Here is a 17131-nt window from a genome sequence, read left to right as displayed (position 1 = left end):
GGTAACGCTGTGGCGTGTGAACCACCGCACGTGCCCACCGTGGAGATGGCTTGCCCAATTCATCTCTCGTTCACCTGCTGTCGACTATCAGTCCACCGCTGGCCCCTAACTTCAATTCGGACACTCCGGGCTCACCGGTGCGCCCGACGAGTGTGATTCCTGGATGAAAGGCAATCCCTGCGGTGAACATGAATCGGAAACCTGCCCTTGCTGCGGTCTCGGGCCTGGCGGCCCTGGCCCTGGTCATGACGGCCTGTGGTAGCGACGAAACCAAGACCATCAGCGGCGAGGGGTCGACCGCCCAGCAGAAGGCGATCGAGCACTTCTCCAACCTGCTCGCCGACAACACCGACATCGTGCTCGACTACACCGGCAGCGGCTCCGGCGACGGCATCAAGAAGTTCAACAGCGGTGACGTCGACTTCGCCGGCTCCGACTCGGCACTCAAGCCCGACGAGGCCGCCGCGGCCAAGCAGCGCTGCAACGGCAACGATGCCTGGCACATCCCGCTGGTGGCCGGTCCCGTCGCGATCGCCTACAACCTGAGCGGCGTGGAGAACCTGAAGCTGAACCCGACGGTCCTCGCCGGCATCTTCGACTCGCGCATCACCAAGTGGAACGCGCCGGAGATCGCCGCACTCAACCCGGGTGTGAACCTCCCGTCGACCAACATCGTCCCGGTGCACCGCAGCGACTCGTCGGGCACCACCGACAACTTCCAGCGGTTCCTCTCGGCCTCGGCCCCGCAGGCCTGGCCCTACGAGCACGACAAGAGCTTCAAGGGCAAGGGCGGCTCGGCGGCCGCCAAGTCGACCGGCGTCGGCGACACCGTGAAGAAGACCCCCGGTTCCATCACCTACGTCGAGTGGGGTTTCGTCACCGAGAACCAGCTCGGTACCGCCGCAATCGATTTCGGCGCCGGTGCGGTTGAGCTGAACGCCGACTCGGCCGGCAAGGCGCTCGACGCCGTCAAGTTCAAGACGCCGGGCAGCAAGGACCTCGTGGTCGACATCGACGCGCTCTTCGCCTCGAAGACCCCGGGTGCCTACCCGCTGCTGCTGACCACCTACGAGATCGTCTGCTCGACCGGCTACTCGGATGAGGCCACCAGCACCACGCTGAAGGAAGCCTTCACCAAGATCCTGTCCGACGGTCAGAACGGCCTCGCCGAGATCGGTTACGTGCCGCTCCCGCAGGGCTTCAAGACCACCGTCCAGGGCACCGTCGACGCGCTGGCCGGCAGCGGCGGCAACGCCTGATAGCCACCTCGATCCCGAGCGCGGAACCGCCTGGAGTCGTTTGCGGTTCCGCGCTCGTGGTTGACACACTGAAACGAGATTGGCGTGTCCACGAGACCGCGGGAAGTGGCCAAAGTGACCAGAGCCGAAACAGAAGGACGCATGACCTCCACAGCAGGCCAGGAACAGAGCGGCACCATCCCGCCCGGTGAGACGCCGGACGGTGCCCCCGCCGCGCCTGGCGAACCGGGTTCGAGCAGCCTGCACGGTGGGGCCCGTCACCAGATCGCCGACCGTGTCTTCCGATCCCTTGCCGTCGGCTCAGGGTTCCTGATCACGCTGGTCATCGCCCTGATCGCCATCTTCCTTCTGGCCCAGGCGATCCCGTCGCTGGCGAAGAACACCGCCAACTTCTTCACCTACACCGGTCCGTGGGTGACCTCGGGTACCGAACTGACCTTCGGCATCCCGCAGCTGTTCTACGCCACGGTCGTCGTCTCGGTCATCGCGCTGTTGCTCGCGATGCCCATCGCCCTCGGCATCACGATCTTCCTCACCGAATACGCACCCAAGCGGCTCGTCGGACCCATCACCTACACCGTCGACCTGCTCGCCGCGGTGCCGTCCATCGTCTACGGCCTCTGGGGCATCCTGGTCCTCGGTCCGGCGCTGGTCCCGGTCAACGAATGGCTGGTCGGCAACCTCGGATTCCTGCCGTTCTTCCAGCAGCCGACCCAGGTGGCCAACATGTCCACCGGCGGCACGCTCCTGACCGCGAGCATCGTGCTGGCGGTGATGATCCTGCCGATCATCACCGCGGTCACCCGCGAGGTGTTCATGCAGACCCCGAAGGGGCATCGGGAGGCCGCACTTGCGTTGGGTGCCACCAAGTTCGAGGTGGTCAAGCTCGCGGTGATGCCGTTCGGATTCTCCGGCTACATCAGCGGTGCGATGCTCGGTCTCGGTCGCGCGCTCGGTGAGACGATGGCGCTGCTGCTCATCATCTCGACCGTCGGCCCGATGAATTTCAACCTGATGGAGAGCGGCGAGACGTTCGCGACCAAGATCGCCAACAATGCGGCGGAGTTCGATTCACCCGCCAAAACCGGCGCCTACATCTCCGCGGGTCTCACTCTCTTCGTGCTGACCTTCATCGTCAACGCCGCGGCCCGTGCGGTCGTCGGAAGGAAGAAGTGACATGACCGCAATCACCGATTCTCACTCAGTCGAGCCGGTCAAGAAGCGGCCATCCGGTTTTCAGCCGATCGCCGGTCGCCGGCGGTTCTCCGACGTCGCCGTGCGCGGACTGGCCGTCGCCGCCTTCGTCATCGCGCTCGTACCGCTGTTCTGGCTGGTCATCACCCTGGTGCAGAACGGCATCGGCCCCATCCTCGATCCCGACTGGTGGGGTTCGCCGGAGATCAAGGGCGGCGCGTTCAACGCTATCGTCGGCACGCTCATCCAGACCGCGCTGGCCGCGGTGATCTCCATCCCGCTCGGCATCATGGTGGCGATCTACCTGGTCGAATACAGCACCGGCCGCTCATGGCTGGGAAGGGCGACCACCTTCATGGTCGACATCCTCTCCGGCGTGCCGTCGATCGTCGCGGCGCTGTTCGTCTACGCGGTCTGGCGGACCACCCTGGGTCTGCCCCGGTCGGGGTTCGTCGTCGCGATCGCCCTGGTGCTGCTGATGGTTCCGCTGGTGGTTCGGGCCACCGAGGAGATGCTGAAGATCGTCCCGCAGGATCTGCGCGAGGCGTCGTATGCGTTGGGCATCCCGAAGTGGAAGACCATCGCGCGGGTGGTTCTGCCGACCGCATTGTCGGGCATCATCACCGGCGTCATGCTCGCGATCGCGCGCGTGATGGGTGAGTCGGCCCCGGTGCTGATCCTCGTCGGCTCCACCCGTGCGATGAACTGGAATCCCTTCGAAGGCAACCAGCAGTCGCTTCCGCTGATGATGGTGCAGCAGTACAACAACGGTCCCAGCGCCTTCGACAAGGTGTGGGGGGCCGCACTGACGCTGGTGATCCTCGTCGCGCTCGTCTACTTCGGCGCGAAGTTCCTGCCCAAGCTGGTCGGGTTCGCCGTCCACATCTCCAAGACCTTGCGGAAGTCCTCCGCGCCCGCGCCCACCAAGACCCTCTGACCCCTTCGCGGCCCGGCCCCGCCCACGCCGCGGGGAGCGGACAACACAGATCGGAACCCCACCATGGCCAAGCGTCTCGACATCAAAGACCTGAACATCCATTACGGCAGCTTCCACGCCGTCAAGGACGTGACCCTCGAGGTCCCGCCGCGCTGCATCACCGCCTTCATCGGCCCGTCGGGCTGCGGTAAGTCGACGGTGCTGCGCACGCTCAACCGCATGCACGAGGTCACCCCCGGCGCCTACGCCACCGGTAGCGTGCTGCTCGACGGCGAGGACATCTACGGCAAGGGCGTCGACCCGGTCAGCGTGCGCTCGACCATCGGCATGGTGTTCCAGCGCCCCAACCCGTTCCCGACGATGTCGATCCGCGACAACGTCGTCGCCGGCCTCAAACTGCAGGGCGTGCGCAACAAGGCGCAGCTCGACGAGACCGCCGAACTCAGCCTCCGCGGTGCCAACCTGTGGGAAGAGGTCAAGGACCGCCTCGACAAGCCGGGCGGCGGTCTCTCCGGTGGCCAGCAACAGCGCCTGTGCATCGCCCGGGCGATCGCGGTGTCGCCGGATGTGCTGTTGATGGACGAGCCGTGCTCGGCGCTCGACCCGATCTCGACGCTGGCCATCGAAGACCTGATGGGCGAGCTCAAGAAGGAATACACGATCGTCATCGTCACCCACAACATGCAGCAGGCCGCGCGCGTGAGTGACCAGACCGCGTTCTTCAATCTCGAGGGCATAGGCCAGCCCGGGCAGCTCGTCGAGATCAACGACACGGAGACCATGTTCTCCAACCCGCTCAAGCGCGAGACCGAGGATTACATCTCCGGTCGCTTCGGCTGATGCTCGCGCTCAGAGACCGAGGAGCAGGAGCACCACGAGCGCGGCAAGCGCCGTGGTGATGGCCAGGTAGGTCAGGATCTGGCGGCGATGTGCGGCTTCGTCATGCTCGACGACGGCCCGCACATCGGGCTCGGTGGGATGGTGGAGACCCATATTCGCAAACCTAACGGCAGATGAGCCGAGGGAAAAATCTCGCCAAGTGTGCCACCACAACCGCCGGCCGAGATGCACACAGCATCTCGGCCGGCGGTGTGATGTGGGGGACTAGGAAACCTGCTGGAACTGCTCCGGCGTCTTACCTGTCGCCTGGAAAACCACGCGCCGACCGATGAGGACGGCGTGATCGGCGAAGCGCTCGTAGTAGCGGCCGAGAAGAGTGACGTCGACGGCCGCGGCCACGCCGTGACTCCATTCGCGGTCCATCAGGACGGTGAACAGGTGCCGGTGCAGATCGTCCATCGCGTCGTCGTCCTCCTGCAGGTGGACGGCGGCCTCGGGGTCCTGGGTCTCGAGGACCTCCCGGGCGTTGTGGGCGAGTTTCACAGCCAGTCGGCCCATCTCGGCGAAGTAGCCGTTGACCTCTTCGGGGAGGGCCTTGGCCGGGTGGCGACGACGCGCCACCTTGGCGACATGCAGCGCGAGCGCGCCCATCCGGTCGACATCGGCGACGATCTGGAAGGCACTGACGACACCGCGCAGGTCACCGGCGACCGGCGCCTGCAGGGCGAGCAACGCGAAGGCCTGCTCCTCGGCACGCGCCGACATCTCACTCATCCGGTCGTTGTCGGTGATCACGGACTCGGCGACCGACAGATCGGCCTGCAGGAGCGCCTGGGTGGCACGGGACATGGCGGCACCGGCGAGTTCACACATGTCGCCGAGGATCGTATTGAGCGCGTCGAGCTGCTCGTGGTACGCGGTACGCATGGAACCAGGATACCGGCGTGTGGTGGAGGTAACCCGATCCGGCGCGATGAACACACCGTGAACAGGGGTGAACGTTGCTGGTCGACGATCTCCCGGCGCTGATTCCGACGGGCCGGACTACGAGCAGGTGGTGTCGCCGGCGTTGGTGATGGCCAGGTCGTTGGGCAGATTGTTCGCGCGGACCGACGGCGGCAGCTGATCCACCGACACCGCGCTGCCGACCTCGGGTACCGAGCCGATGGAACCGGTGAAACCGCTGCCCAGGATCACCTCGACGCCGGACCGCACGGTGCGGTCGGACTGGATCGTCGCACCCGGGATGGTGGCGGCCAGGGTGGCGGCGGCGTCCTGCTGTCCGGGGCCGTACCGCACGACGGTGTCGGTGCGGCTCTCCGATGCGTCGGCAACGCCTCGGACGTCGAAGCCGCTGTTGGCGAGTTGCTGCGACACCTCGCCGGCGAGCCCGGTACGGCCCGTGCCGTTGAGGACCCGCACACCCACGTTGGCCGCGTTCTGTGCGGTTGCCGACACCCGGGTGGGGGTTTCCGGGGTGGTGGGTGGCGGCGTGCTCGACGAGTCGTCGGTGCTGGTGGTGGTGCTGCTGCCGGGGGTGCTGGCCTTACGGCCGCCCTCACGGGGGAGGGGCTGATCGTCGATGATCGCGTTGAAGATCGCGTCGATGCCCTCGGTGTTGGGTAGCTCGTTGTTGCTGCCGTCGGTCGCCGTGCCGGTGGTGGGCACGGTGATGAAGGAGACCTTGCCGGCGTCGATGCCCTCCATCGATTCGGCGAGGTCGAGCAGCGACTCGGTGTTCACGCCGTCGACGTAGCTGTAGCGGATGAAGGTGTTGACGATCGTGTTCAGCTTGGCCGGGTTGGAGAGCACGTTGTTCGACAGCACCGAACGCAGCAGCGACGACATGAACAGCTGCTGGCGTTTGATGCGGCCGTAGTCGCCGTTGCCCTCCGACGCGATGGTCCGCGCACGAACGTAATTGAGTGCCTTGCGGCCCTTGAGGGTCTGGTGGCCGGGGCGCTTGAGGATGTCGCCGAGTTCGTAGTCGTAGAGCGAGGTGGTGGAGCAGACGTCCACACCGCCGACCGCGTTGACGACCTTCTCGAAGCCGTAGAAGTCCATCGCGATGAAGTGGTTGATGTTCAGCCCGCTCATCGCGGTCAGCGTGCGGACCAGGCACTGCGGTCCGCCGTCGGCGTACACGCTGTTGAGTTTGACCCCGGTGGCGCCGTAGAGGGTGTCGCCGTAGGAACCGGCGTCGTTGTTCCACTGCTTGCAGTCGGGACGGTCGACCTGCAGGTCGCGCGGAAAGGACACCGCGACCACACGGCTGCGGTTAGCCGGGATGTTGACCAGGATGACGGTGTCGGAACGCGCGCCCTCCACCTCACTGGTGTCACCCGCACCGACGCGCGAGTTGTTGCCGCCGCGGGTGTCGGTGCCGACGATCAGATAGGTCTCGTCGCCGTACTGTCCCTCTTTGTTGCGGATGTTCGCGTCGTCGGGGTCGACGGCGGTGATGGTCCGCCACGCGCCGTTCCAGTTCTTGAGGTATCCCCAGACGAAACCGGTGCCGACCAGCGCGGTCACGCACGCGAGCGCCACCAGGACCCGCCCGGTGACGGTGGCTCGGCGGCGCACCGAGTGACGCTGGGCAGTCTTCTCCGGGTGATGCTCGGGGGTGGGACGCGCGGCGATCCGAGAGGTCAGGTCGGGGGTGGGTTCCAGCGGCGCGGGCGGAACCGGTGTCGCGGGCGGCGGGGTCGTGGGAGGCGGGGCAGCGTGGCTTTCCTGCGCGCGGGATTCCTCGAAGGCGCGCTCGGCGGTGGCCGCATCGGAGAGGTCGACGCCGGACGTGCTGGTGATCGGCGGGATCTTCTGGGTTGCCTCGATGTCCGGGGCGGGTGCGGGTGCCGGGGAGTCGGGCGAGGCGACGTCGAAGTGGTGGACCGCGGTGGGGCGTTCGTCGGGTGCGGGTTGCCGCGATGCTGCCGGAGCCAGGCCCCGTCGGGCGGGCGGCTCCTCGGCATTCATCTGCTCCATGAGCTCGCGCACGGTCAATCGCGTGCGGCCACGGACATAGCGGTCGGCCGCCCGCGGTTCCCGAAGGCTCGGATGGGCAGGCGAATCGGATGCCGGCGGGTCACCCGCGGCGGTAGTCGGCTTCTCGCCGGTTTCTCGCGCGTCACCGAAGCGTTCGCGGAAGTCGTTGGCGTCCCGGTCACGCCCGGCGCGCCGGCTACGACGGGGACGCTTGTCCCCGGCACCGGGCTCCGGACCGTCCGGTCCTGATGTCCAACGACTCACGTGATTCCTCTTAACCCCGAATGCCTGTGGCACCTCGCATCGGGCTGAACGCTGCGGTGCGCACCATGGCATGGTCCCGTCGGCCGGGACCTTCGGGACATAGTACTGATCGCACCTGAGAAGCCATCTCAGCCAAAGCGGTGTGTGACGACCGTCGCAACACTCGTTCGCGCTGGTAAAGCGGTCAGCCGCCAGAGTGCATGATCTCGGCGCCCTCCGGAACGACGTCCTCGTCGGGGTCGTCGAGCCAGCCGTCGGGTAGCGCGACCTTGGCCGGCGAACCCTGTCGGCCGCGCGGCCCGTGCCCGTCGGTGGGGAAGGGGACGTCGGCGGGCAGCGTGGCCACGAGTTCGCGGAGTTGGTCGACGGTCTCGACGAGTGCCATCTGCCGCCGGAGCTCGGAGCCGGCGGGGAAGCCGCGCAGATACCAGGCGACATGCTTGCGAATCTCGCGGCAGCCCTTCATCTCTCCGTGATGGGCGACGAGGAGTTCGCAGTGCCGCACGATGATGTCGGCGACCTCGCCGAGCGTCGGTGGCGTGGGCGCCTCGACGCCGTTCATCTCGGCGGCGAGTTCGGCGAACAACCACGGGCGACCAAGGCAGCCGCGTCCGATCACCACGCCGTCACATCCGGTGCGGCGCATCATCTCCACCGCGTCGACGGGTTCGAAGATGTCGCCGTTGCCGAGCACCGGGACGTCGGTGACGTGGTCCTTCAGGCGGGCGATCTCATCCCAGTCGGCTTGCCCGGAATACCGCTGCGACGCTGTACGGGCATGCAGCGCAACGGCTTTGGCGCCCTCTTCGGCGGCGATGCGCCCGGCATCGAGGTGGGTGCGATGCTCGTCGTCGATGCCGATACGAAATTTCACGGTGACCGGGATGTCGGTGCCCTCGGTGGCGCGAACGGCGGCGGCCACGATCTTGCGGAACAGGGTCCGCTTGTACGGGATGGCCGACCCGCCGCCCTTGCGCGTCACCTTGGGGACCGGGCAGCCGAAGTTCATGTCGATGTGGTCGGCGAGATCCTCGTCGACGATCATCTTGGCTGCGGCATAGGTGTATTCGGGGTCGACGGTGTAGAGCTGCATCGACCGCGGCGACTCCTCCGGCGCGAAGGTTGTCATGTGCATCGTCACCGGGTGACGTTCGACGAGGGCACGGGCGGTGACCATCTCGCAGACGTAGAGGCCCGAGACCGTCCCGGTCCGGGCGATCTCCAACTCGCGGCACAGGGTGCGGAAGGCGACGTTGGTGACCCCGGCCATCGGTGCGAGCACCACCGGGCTGGCCAGTTCGATGGACCCGATACGCAGCGCAGACGCCGAACCGGCGCCCTCGGTGATCGAGGGCGCCGGTGCGGTCATGGTCGTTGCGGTACTCAGGACGCCTGCTGCTCCCGCTTCTTGGCCTCGCGGGCGAGTGCGCGGTCGCGCATCTCCTCGAAGCGGACGGTGTCCTTCTCGAGCTGCTCGAGGAAGGCGGCGAGCTCCTCGCGGGTCTTCTCACCCTCCGCGGTGAAGTCCTCGCGTTCGAAGACCTTCCACTTGCGCAGAACGGGCTGGATGACCTCTTCGAGGTGCTGGCGCAGGTCGTAGATGCCGTGCTTGGCCATCAACACGCCGTGGCGGCGGAAGTTGGGCATGCCGGCGCCGGGCATCTGGAAGTTGGTGACGATGTCGGTGACCGCGCGCAGTGTCTGGTCGGGCGAGATGTCCATACCCGCACCGCAGATGTTGCGGTAGAAGATCATGTGCAGGTTCTCGTCGGCGGCGATGCGCTGCAGCATCTTGTCGGCGATCGGGTCGTTGCACGCTTTGCCGGTGTTGCGGTGGCTGACGCGGGTGGCGAGTTCCTGGAAGGTGACGTAGGCCACCGAGTGCAGGATGCCGAGTTCGTCGGCGTACTGCTCGAGTTCCTCGGTGCGGCCGGCCGCGGCCAGCATCGGGTCGTAGCCGTTGGTCATGTGGATCATGCGGGCCTCTTCGAGGGCCGTCGGATCCACCCCGCGGGTGACCACGAGGTAGTCGCGCATGACGATGCCGTGCCGGTTCTCCTCTGCGGTCCAGCGACCGACCCAGTGGCCCCACGCGGAGTCCATCGAGAAGTTGTCGGCGATCACCCGGTGATAGGAGGGCAGGTTGTCCTCGGTCAGCAGGTTGGTGATCATGGCGGCCTTGGCCACCTCGTCGAGCTGCGACTGTTCCGGGTCGTAGTCGACGCCGCCGAGTGCGGCGTAGTTCTTGCCTTCGTCCCAGGGCACGTAGTCGTGGGGATTCCAATCCCGGGCGGTCTTGAGGTGTCGATTCACCTCGTCCTGGGCCACCGGTTCGAGTTCCTTGAGGAGTTCGAGTTGGGTGAGCGCGCGTGCCATTGATGTCCTCCGAACGGTTTCGCGTGTCTCGAGCTGTCGTGTGGCCGGTCTGTCGCCGTGATCTCGTGTGCAACGGCCGACCGGCGTTCGGGGGCGTCGCCCCCGGTGGCCCCCCGGCCGCCACTGATCAACTGTCAAGCCTACGACACCTGGGCGGCATGCCCAAGTCGGTACCTACGGTGTCGTAGCTCGTGGTGTCGACGTTACGCCCCGGGTGTCCATCGTGCGGGTGTCTTAGGTCACCCTAACTTGTTGGGCCGTGGTCCAGTGTGGCCGACGACGACGGCGCTTGGCCAGTGGTCCGTGGCTTTCACAGCCGATTGACAGTTGTCTCAGGCGCGCGGCCGACGGGCGAACATGGCGCCCACCGAGGACATCCAGGCCTCGGCGGCGTCGTCGAGGGTGCCCAGCTCGCGGGCCTTCTCGCACCACCGCATCGCGGCCTGGCCGAACTCCATCGGGTTGTAGACGTCTTCCTCGCGCGACCACAGTCCGTCGCCGGCGTAGGTGAGGATCGTGATGTTGGTGGCGGTGATCACCGAGCCGTCACCCGGATCGCGCATCGGGTTGTCGACCTCACAGATCACCCGGGCCGTCGGGGCGTCGACGACATGCCACAACGAGGGATAGCCCACCATGTGGCTGCCCGGGAACGCCGTCATCGTCTTCCAGATCCACGCGCGGATCTCCTCGCGGCCGTGCATGGTGCCCAGCGCGTGTTCGATGTAGTCGGCGTCGGGGGTGAACAGGTCGGCAAAGCGGTCCCAATCGCGGGAGACCGCGATCTCGGCGACCGTGTGTTGGAAGTCGCGGAAGGCGGTGTCGAGTTCGGCGGCGGTGAACTGTGCAGTCATGGAGGCGATACTAGAACGTGTTCTAGATCGGCGGGTGTGTCTTCCGATGCACAGCTGGGTTGACGCGCGGGTTCAGGGAACGAGGAGATACGCTCCGGCGCCGTAACCCTGGAGGACGCGCACGGGGTTGTTGATCGCGAAGGTGTTGACGTTGAACAACATCAGGCCGGTTCCGGTTCCGATGATCGAACCGGTGAGCACCGCCGTGACGACGATCAGCAGCGCTGCAATTCGTTTCATGGCTGCTCCGTCACGTGCGGTTCGACTATTCGTGGTGTGCGATCACCGAACGAGTACGTAGTGTGACGTCCCGAGGGATTGTGGGGTTCGCACAGGGCTGTTGATTGAATAGGCGATCACCGTGATGTAGGTGAGCCCTGAACTGGCCGGTAGGTCGCGAATCAATCGCTGCCCCGGGCGAGGCCCGAATGTCCCGCGGAAGAAGTGGTCGACGGCATAGCTGCGGGCGCTGGTGACGTTCGCGCCGATGAGGACCCGGCAATGGGGGTCGCGAGCCCAAGCGGCGCCGTTGCCGATGAAGCCGGCTGAGATCAAACCGAGGCGCACCCAGCCACGCTTGCCAGGGGTTGCGGTCATACTGACGTGCAATGCGCCGCGGCAGAACGCATGATCGCCGAAAGTCCCGACGGTCTCGCCGTAGAACGACAATCGCTGCAATTGCGGTGCAGCTTGGGTGGGTGCCGCATGGATGGCTCCACCGGTGAGGGCGATCATCAGAGTTGCGGCAACAATGGTGATGGCGCGGGTGCGGTTCATGAGTCCTCGCTGTGTTGTGGAATGACTATCTCGGGTGCGTCGTCCACGCTGTATCGGTGTGACCATGGCGGCAGACTCAGGCGCGGTGTCGTGGGCCGGGATGCTCTTGTGGCCAGTCGATGTGGGCTCCGGGGATGATGTTCTCGATGGACTCTGAGTTCCGGCGTGTTCTCTCACGGCTGTTCTGCTCGGCTTGTGGGCCGCCGATGAGGGCGTAGGGGGCCAGGGCTTGTTCGACAGACCAGCCGAAGGCTGTGGCGCCGAGTTCGATGTGGACGTCGCCGCGGTAGTTGACGGTGTACTCCACGGCGGGTAGTCCTGCGCGGCGGGCGTGTTCGGCGGGTAGTTGGTAGCGGAACTGATCTGGCTGGTGGCCGGCTCGCTGCCGAGGTGTCTGAGGTTGGTCTCGCGGCGGTGCTTTCCAGGGTTCGGTGGGGTGTGCGCCCGGGTCGCCGGCGCCGAGCGCGTAGGCGAGTAGCCCGCCCATGGTTCCGCCGATGACGCCGCCGGTGACCGCGCCGACTGTTCCCAGCCCGACGCCTCCGACGACGGCACCGACGCCGGCGCCGATGAGTGCGCCTGGGACGGTGCCCGTGGGACCAAAGGGTGGGAGCGACCCGATCACGGCTCCCACGCCGGCGCCGACCGCGGCACCGCCGACCGTGCCGACGACGGCTGCCGGGATACCGAGGACGGCGGCCCCGGCCACGCCGCCGCTCATGACACCGATGATGGTGGCGGCGGCGCGTCGGCTGGCTTCGTCTTTGGGTACGCCGAGGGAGATCAGGCCCTGCGCGATCTTCGCTTCGCCGTAGGCCGACCATGCGTTGATCGAGTTGACGTCACGTTGCGACATTCCGGCCGGGATGTCGGCGACGACGTTGCCGACGCGAATCTTGTTCTCCGGCGGTGCGATCGGGCGGACCGGGGCAGCGGGTCGTGGTGTGTGTGGTCGGTTGACAATCGGGTCGTACTGGGTGTCGTAATCACGGGATTGCGGTGGCACCTACGGCTGGTACGGCGCTTCCTGCGGAGGTGCGGGAATCGAACCCGGCCCGGGAACCGCGATCGGTGCGATCGGCGCCGTACCCTCGGGGGTCCCCGTGGTGTCCGGAGCGGTGCCGCCTTGCTCCTGGCCGTCACCCTGCGGAGTGGTCCCGCCCTGTTCGGGCACCGCGTAGGCGGCGCCCGCACCCGCGGCGATCGACGTGGCCACGATCGCCGACGTCACGCCCACGAGCGCAGCGTTCGGCGGGCGCTTGCGCCGGTGACGTCCACGTCGCTGCCGATCTGTCATGTCAAATCCCCCCGTTATGGCACGCGAGCCATCGGCGCACAGATGCCTCTGGACCCAGCAGAGTCGCGTGGTGCGCCGGAATGTCTGCGCAGAGGCTAGCAAAGCAGCGTCGACGAGCGCAGGGCGCCTCGGCGTTGCCGGCGTCCCTTCGCCGTCCGCCCGGGTGATCGCAGGTCTGCGCCCGCCATCCGTCGCGGTGCTGGTGCGTTAGCATGCGGTGACGTGCACAAACGGACCGTTGGGAAGGGTGATGTACCAGGTTGGGGACCTGATTGCGGGCTACCGAGTGCTCCAGGTGCTCGGTCACGGCGGTATGGGTGAGGTCTACCAGGCCGCTCATCCACGTCTACCGCGGGCCGACGCGATCAAGGTGCTGCGCTCGGCGCACGCCACCGACCCGGTCTTCCGGGCGCGTTTCGAGCGGGAAGCCGACCTCGTGGCGCCGCTGCATCACCCCAACATCGTCGCCGTGTACGACCGTGGCATCTACGACGACCGCCTCTGGATCGCAATGGAATTCGTGCCGGGGAGGGACGCCGGCCTCATCGTCGACGCCGACGGTCCGCTCGACCCGCGTCTGGCGATCGCCATCATCACCGGTGCCGCCGCCGGCCTCGATGCCGCGCACCTTCGGGGCATCCTGCACCGGGACATCAAACCCGGCAACATCCTGGTCACGCCGGGCCTCGACCCGATGGTGCCGGATGCGGTGAAGCTCACCGACTTCGGCATCGCGCAGGCACTCGACGAGGTGACCTCGCTGACCGGGACCGGCACCACCGTCGGCACCCTGCGGTACTCGTCACCCGAGCAGATCGAGGGCCGACGCGTCGACATCCGCAGTGACACATACTCCCTCGGTGCGACCGCCTACGAACTGCTCACCGGCGCACCACCATTCGAGTCCACATCGTTGCACGGACTGATGACTGCGCATATGTTCGGCGAGCGGCCGCGCGCCACGCAGCGCAACCCGTCGCTGCCGGACGCGGTGGATGCGGTGCTGCAACAAGCGATGGCCACCAGCCCTGACGATCGCTTCGCCACCGCGGGTGACTTCGCGGCCGCGTTCGCAGACGCCTTCGACACCCGTCGAACACTCGTCGGCCCGTCGCCGACGCGGGCGCCTGCACCCACGCCCCCCGACCCGGCCGCAAGCCGCACACCGAGTGTCGATCCGCCACGGCAGCCGTGGTTCCGCCGGCTCCCGGCTCTGGGGTTCGTCGTCGTGCTGGTGGCGGCGATCATCGGTGGCGTGGCCGGGTTGCCGCAGTCGTCGGCGCGGACGCTGCCCACCCCGGAACGTCCGGACGCGCAGGTGATCAAGGAGGCGGTGCAGATCACCTGGAACGCCGTCGACGGGGCCGACTCGTACGTGGTGCGACAGAACGGCGCGGAGATCTTCGCGGGACCCGGGACCGGCTACACCGCACCGTTGCCACTGCCCGGAACGTACACGTATACCGTTGCCGCGCGCAGTGATACGGCGCCCGGGTCGGAGTTCTCGCTGACCTCGGAGACGGTGACTGTCTTTCTCACCTGGCGCGGACTGCAGTGGGTGGCCGACCTCTACCCGGATCTGGTGCCGGCTACTCCGTTGAGTACCAACTCCTTCGACGGGATGATCTGCTCGGGCGGAGGTGGCAGCCTGGCCTTTCCGGACAGCACCCAGACCTCCATCGACTGCGACAAGGACGACGCGGCCGGGAACCGCGTGTACCGCGTATCGGTCTTCGCCTTCGCGACCGCGGCCGAGGCGTCCGCCGATGCCGACATCGCCGCCGCAGGATCGCCCGGGACCCCGTTCACGACCACGCAGGGCAACGCCGGAACGCTGCACCAACGGGACACCTGGGGTGGAATGGCAACGCTCACCTTCGGTTCCGGACCGCGGACCCGCACCTACATCAGCGTCACCTTCCAGAACGGAACCGGCCGCCAGGCGGCCGACGTCATGGCCAGGCTGCCGATCTGATGTCCCGAACCCGGTCCACCAGGCATTCGCTGGGGCTCGCGCTGATCGCGGTGCTCGCCGTCGCGGCACTCGTCGGCGCCTTCCTGGCGGCCCGTGCCCTCACCGGTGCCGGGGCGCCGCCCGCGCCCGGGGGGCTGGCGGTGACCGCGGGCGCCGGTCACGTCTCGGCGCGGTGGGATGCGGTCGACGGCGCCACCTCGTATCAGTTGCTGCGTGACGACACCACGGTGGTCTACAGCGGTCCGGCCACCACCGCGCGCGACGACACCGTCGACGGTGGACGTCACCACTATCAGGTGCGGGCCGTCAGCGGCGGAATGGATTCGGCGCCAAGCGATCCGGTGGAGGTCGAGGCCACTCGCGGCTGGGGACTCTATGCGCCGCTGATCGCGCAGTTCCCGCGGATGCTGCCACAGGCACCGGACATCGCCTCGCCGTGGCAGGCCACCCGGTGTGTGTGGCTGCTCGGCGCCTCGCCCGACGAGCTCGGCCCGTCGGCCGCCGGCAGCGGTGAGGTGCGCACCGTGATGCGCATCCGCTGCGCGACGGAGAACCTGACGCACAGCTTCGGGGTGTTCTGGTATGCCTCACGCGACGGGCTCAACGCCGCCTTCACCGAGCAGACCGAAGGCGGTCACCCGGTGGGCTGGGCACACGGCACCGGACGGATCGATTCCCAGGCCGGCCGGGGCGTGTTCAAGATCGCAGATCATCCCGAACAAGAACTCGCGATGATCGTGGTGGCATCCGGTGTCCACCTCACCGACCGTCAGATCCTCGACTTCGTCAACTCGATGCCGATCTGAACATCCGGCTCGGTGCGTGAAACCGCCCGTCGCCCGGGCGACGATGCTCGGCGGCGAATCTACTCGGCCAACCCCGACCGCATGACCCAATCGATGCGGCATCATGTCAACAGGGCGCGGGTGTACCGCGATCTACCGGGAGGACGAGATGCGAGTGAGTGCATGGAACGACTGAGCGGACTGGACGCCTCGTTCTTGTATCTGGAGACCAGGGCGCAGTTGATGCACGTGATCGGGCTCGTCGAGATAGACCCGAGCACGATCGCCGGCGGCTACACGTTTGCCAAGCTGCGCAGCGAACTCGAACGACGGGTGTCGGCGATGCCGGCGTTCCGCCGAAAGCTCGACAACTCGATTTTCAACATCGACCACCCGGTGTGGATCGAGGACGACGACTTCGACATCGATCGGCACGTACATCACGTGGCCGTCCCGGCGCCCGGTGGTGCGGGCGAATTGGCCGAACTGGTCGGCCATCTCGCCGGGCAGACCCTCGACCGGGGTAAGCCCCTGTGGGAGCTGTGGGTGATCGAGGGGTCGTCCGACGGTCGGATCACCGCGATGCTGCGGATGCATCATGCCGGAACCGATGGTGTCACCAGCGCCGAGATGCTTGCCCAGATGTGCACTCTGACACCGGAATCCCCCGATCTCGATCCGGACAAACTTCTCGAATCAGCCGGCCCGTCGTCGCGCACCACCATCGCGGTCACCGGTGCGATGAACTATTTCCTCGGGCGTCCGGTGGCGATGGCCAAGCTGTTGCCGCAGACCTTCGGCGTGCCCTTGGGATGGTTACGGCGGGCGCGTGCGGATTCCGCGATGCCCGCGCCGTTCCGCGCGCCGCGTACGCGATTCAACGGACCCATCACCCCGCACCGTGGCATCGGACTGAGTCAGCTGTCGCTCGAGGACGTCAAGCGGGTCAAGAATCGCTTCGGTGTCAAGATCAACGACGTGGTGCTGGCCATGGTCGGCGGCGCGTTGCGCACCTATCTGCTCGAGCACGACGAGTTGCCCGAGCAGCCGCTGGTCGGCATGGTCCCGGTGTCGGTGCACGACGCCGACGAGAAGGACTTGGTGGTGGAGGGCACCAACAAGGTGACCGGCATGTTCACCCTGTTGCCCACCGACATCGACGATCCCGTCGCGCGGGTGGAGAAGGCCGCTGATTTCAGCCGCAAGAGCAAGGCGCATCACGCCGAGATCGACGCCAACATCTTGCGTGGCTGGGCGCAGTTCGCGCCCGGCACCACGATGGCGACGCTGATGAAGCTCTACGGCGACCGCAAACTCGCCACCATGCATCCGCCGGTGTTCAATGTGCTGGTGTCCAATGTCGCCGGACCCGATTTCCCGCTCTACTTCCTGGGCGCGCGGGTCACCGCGGTGTACCCGCTGGGCCCGATCTTCCACGGGCTCGGCCTCAACATCACGGTGTTCTCCGCCGACGGGCACCTCAACATCGGCATCGTGTCCTGCACCGATCAGACCCCCGACCCGTGGGCCATCGCGAACGCCTTCGACGATCAGCTCAAACAACTACTCGCCGCCTGCGATTGACGCC

General features: G+C 66.9%; 17 protein-coding genes. 7 read left to right on the top strand and 10 right to left on the bottom strand.

What is annotated here, in order from left to right:
- Positions 1 to 188 precede the first annotated feature (188 nt).
- The 4 genes from pstS (at position 189) to pstB (ending at position 4230) form a co-directional block, all read left to right on the top strand.
- Positions 189 to 1259: a phosphate ABC transporter substrate-binding protein PstS gene (gene pstS / locus GBRO_RS19500; protein WP_012835605.1), complete on the top strand. Its 1071-nt coding sequence runs from the start codon at positions 189 to 191 to the stop codon at positions 1257 to 1259.
- A gap of 141 nt (positions 1260 to 1400) precedes the next feature.
- On the top strand, positions 1401 to 2435 hold the full coding sequence (gene pstC, locus GBRO_RS19495) for a phosphate ABC transporter permease subunit PstC (protein WP_012835604.1): 1035 nt from the start codon (positions 1401 to 1403) through the stop codon (positions 2433 to 2435).
- A 1-nt stretch (position 2436) separates the two neighbouring features.
- On the top strand, positions 2437 to 3390 hold the full coding sequence (gene pstA, locus GBRO_RS19490) for a phosphate ABC transporter permease PstA (protein ID WP_012835603.1): 954 nt from the start codon (positions 2437 to 2439) through the stop codon (positions 3388 to 3390).
- Positions 3391 to 3453: 63 nt separating this feature from the next.
- Complete coding sequence (gene pstB / locus GBRO_RS19485) at positions 3454 to 4230, top strand: phosphate ABC transporter ATP-binding protein PstB (protein WP_012835602.1); 777 nt, start codon at positions 3454 to 3456, stop codon at positions 4228 to 4230.
- A 9-nt stretch (positions 4231 to 4239) separates the two neighbouring features.
- Here the strand turns inward: pstB and GBRO_RS26405 are convergent, their stop codons facing one another.
- The 10 genes from GBRO_RS26405 to GBRO_RS27590 all read right to left on the bottom strand — a co-directional run bounded on the left by GBRO_RS26405 (position 4240) and on the right by GBRO_RS27590 (position 12783).
- The gene (locus GBRO_RS26405) at positions 4240 to 4383 is read right to left on the bottom strand and encodes a hypothetical protein (RefSeq protein ID WP_012835601.1); all 144 of its coding nucleotides are present in this window, start codon (positions 4381 to 4383) and stop codon (positions 4240 to 4242) included.
- 111 nt (positions 4384 to 4494) lie between these two features.
- Complete coding sequence (gene phoU / locus GBRO_RS19480) at positions 4495 to 5157, bottom strand: phosphate signaling complex protein PhoU (RefSeq protein ID WP_012835600.1); 663 nt, start codon at positions 5155 to 5157, stop codon at positions 4495 to 4497.
- Positions 5158 to 5274: 117 nt separating this feature from the next.
- Entirely contained in the window at positions 5275 to 7479 is a 2205-nt protein-coding gene (locus GBRO_RS19475) for an LCP family protein (protein ID WP_012835599.1), read from the bottom strand.
- 184 nt (positions 7480 to 7663) lie between these two features.
- The gene (gene dusB, locus GBRO_RS19470) at positions 7664 to 8848 is read right to left on the bottom strand and encodes a tRNA dihydrouridine synthase DusB (protein ID WP_012835598.1); all 1185 of its coding nucleotides are present in this window, start codon (positions 8846 to 8848) and stop codon (positions 7664 to 7666) included.
- A gap of 14 nt (positions 8849 to 8862) precedes the next feature.
- Positions 8863 to 9855 (bottom strand): acyl-ACP desaturase, encoded by a 993-nt coding sequence (locus tag GBRO_RS19465; protein WP_012835597.1) that lies wholly within the window; start codon positions 9853 to 9855, stop codon positions 8863 to 8865.
- A gap of 332 nt (positions 9856 to 10187) precedes the next feature.
- Positions 10188 to 10709, bottom strand: coding sequence for a nuclear transport factor 2 family protein (locus GBRO_RS19460; protein ID WP_012835596.1), 522 nt, complete (start codon positions 10707 to 10709; stop codon positions 10188 to 10190).
- Between the two features lie 72 nt (positions 10710 to 10781).
- A complete protein-coding gene (locus GBRO_RS26400; RefSeq protein WP_012835595.1) occupies positions 10782 to 10949 on the bottom strand; it encodes a hypothetical protein in 168 nt (55 codons plus the stop codon).
- A 42-nt stretch (positions 10950 to 10991) separates the two neighbouring features.
- Positions 10992 to 11486, bottom strand: a complete 495-nt coding sequence (locus GBRO_RS19455; protein ID WP_012835594.1) for a hypothetical protein — start codon at positions 11484 to 11486, stop codon at positions 10992 to 10994.
- A gap of 76 nt (positions 11487 to 11562) precedes the next feature.
- Positions 11563 to 12492: a glycine zipper 2TM domain-containing protein gene (locus GBRO_RS19450; RefSeq protein ID WP_012835593.1), complete on the bottom strand. Its 930-nt coding sequence runs from the start codon at positions 12490 to 12492 to the stop codon at positions 11563 to 11565.
- Positions 12493 to 12783, bottom strand: coding sequence for a hypothetical protein (locus GBRO_RS27590; RefSeq protein WP_012835592.1), 291 nt, complete (start codon positions 12781 to 12783; stop codon positions 12493 to 12495).
- Positions 12784 to 13033: 250 nt separating this feature from the next.
- Between GBRO_RS27590 and GBRO_RS19445 the strand changes: the two genes are divergently transcribed.
- The 3 genes from GBRO_RS19445 (at position 13034) to GBRO_RS19435 (ending at position 17127) form a co-directional block, all read left to right on the top strand.
- Positions 13034 to 14758, top strand: coding sequence for a protein kinase domain-containing protein (locus tag GBRO_RS19445; protein ID WP_012835591.1), 1725 nt, complete (start codon positions 13034 to 13036; stop codon positions 14756 to 14758).
- On the top strand, positions 14758 to 15564 hold the full coding sequence (locus GBRO_RS19440; protein ID WP_012835590.1) for a hypothetical protein: 807 nt from the start codon (positions 14758 to 14760) through the stop codon (positions 15562 to 15564). Before GBRO_RS19445 ends, GBRO_RS19440 begins: the two co-directional genes overlap by 1 nt.
- A gap of 162 nt (positions 15565 to 15726) precedes the next feature.
- Complete coding sequence (locus tag GBRO_RS19435; RefSeq protein WP_012835589.1) at positions 15727 to 17127, top strand: WS/DGAT/MGAT family O-acyltransferase; 1401 nt, start codon at positions 15727 to 15729, stop codon at positions 17125 to 17127.
- Positions 17128 to 17131 lie beyond the last annotated feature (4 nt).

It is taken from the genome of Gordonia bronchialis DSM 43247 (assembly GCF_000024785.1).
GTDB lineage: Bacteria > Actinomycetota > Actinomycetes > Mycobacteriales > Mycobacteriaceae > Gordonia > Gordonia bronchialis.
Note: the sequence above shows the minus strand (reverse complement) of the source record. Positions and strands in the feature narration are given on the sequence as shown.

What these genes read in the sequence shown, in the direction of transcription:
- pstA (WP_012835603.1), top strand. Translation starts at nt 2,437, where the DNA reads ATGACCGCAATCACCGATTCTCACTCAGTCGAGCCGGTCAAGAAGCGG.
- pstB (WP_012835602.1), top strand. Translation starts at nt 3,454, where the DNA reads ATGGCCAAGCGTCTCGACATCAAAGACCTGAACATCCATTACGGCAGC.
- GBRO_RS26405 (WP_012835601.1), bottom strand. Translation starts at nt 4,383, where the DNA reads ATGGGTCTCCACCATCCCACCGAGCCCGATGTGCGGGCCGTCGTCGAG.
- pstC (WP_012835604.1), top strand. Translation starts at nt 1,401, where the DNA reads ATGACCTCCACAGCAGGCCAGGAACAGAGCGGCACCATCCCGCCCGGT.
- GBRO_RS19460 (WP_012835596.1), bottom strand. Translation starts at nt 10,709, where the DNA reads ATGACTGCACAGTTCACCGCCGCCGAACTCGACACCGCCTTCCGCGAC.
- pstS (WP_012835605.1), top strand. Translation starts at nt 189, where the DNA reads ATGAATCGGAAACCTGCCCTTGCTGCGGTCTCGGGCCTGGCGGCCCTG.
- phoU (WP_012835600.1), bottom strand. Translation starts at nt 5,157, where the DNA reads ATGCGTACCGCGTACCACGAGCAGCTCGACGCGCTCAATACGATCCTC.
- GBRO_RS19465 (WP_012835597.1), bottom strand. Translation starts at nt 9,855, where the DNA reads ATGGCACGCGCGCTCACCCAACTCGAACTCCTCAAGGAACTCGAACCG.
- GBRO_RS19435 (WP_012835589.1), top strand. Translation starts at nt 15,727, where the DNA reads ATGGAACGACTGAGCGGACTGGACGCCTCGTTCTTGTATCTGGAGACC.
- GBRO_RS19455 (WP_012835594.1), bottom strand. Translation starts at nt 11,486, where the DNA reads ATGAACCGCACCCGCGCCATCACCATTGTTGCCGCAACTCTGATGATC.
- GBRO_RS19445 (WP_012835591.1), top strand. Translation starts at nt 13,034, where the DNA reads ATGTACCAGGTTGGGGACCTGATTGCGGGCTACCGAGTGCTCCAGGTG.
- GBRO_RS19440 (WP_012835590.1), top strand. Translation starts at nt 14,758, where the DNA reads ATGTCCCGAACCCGGTCCACCAGGCATTCGCTGGGGCTCGCGCTGATC.
- dusB (WP_012835598.1), bottom strand. Translation starts at nt 8,848, where the DNA reads ATGACCGCACCGGCGCCCTCGATCACCGAGGGCGCCGGTTCGGCGTCT.
- GBRO_RS27590 (WP_012835592.1), bottom strand. Translation starts at nt 12,783, where the DNA reads ATGACAGATCGGCAGCGACGTGGACGTCACCGGCGCAAGCGCCCGCCG.
- GBRO_RS26400 (WP_012835595.1), bottom strand. Translation starts at nt 10,949, where the DNA reads ATGAAACGAATTGCAGCGCTGCTGATCGTCGTCACGGCGGTGCTCACC.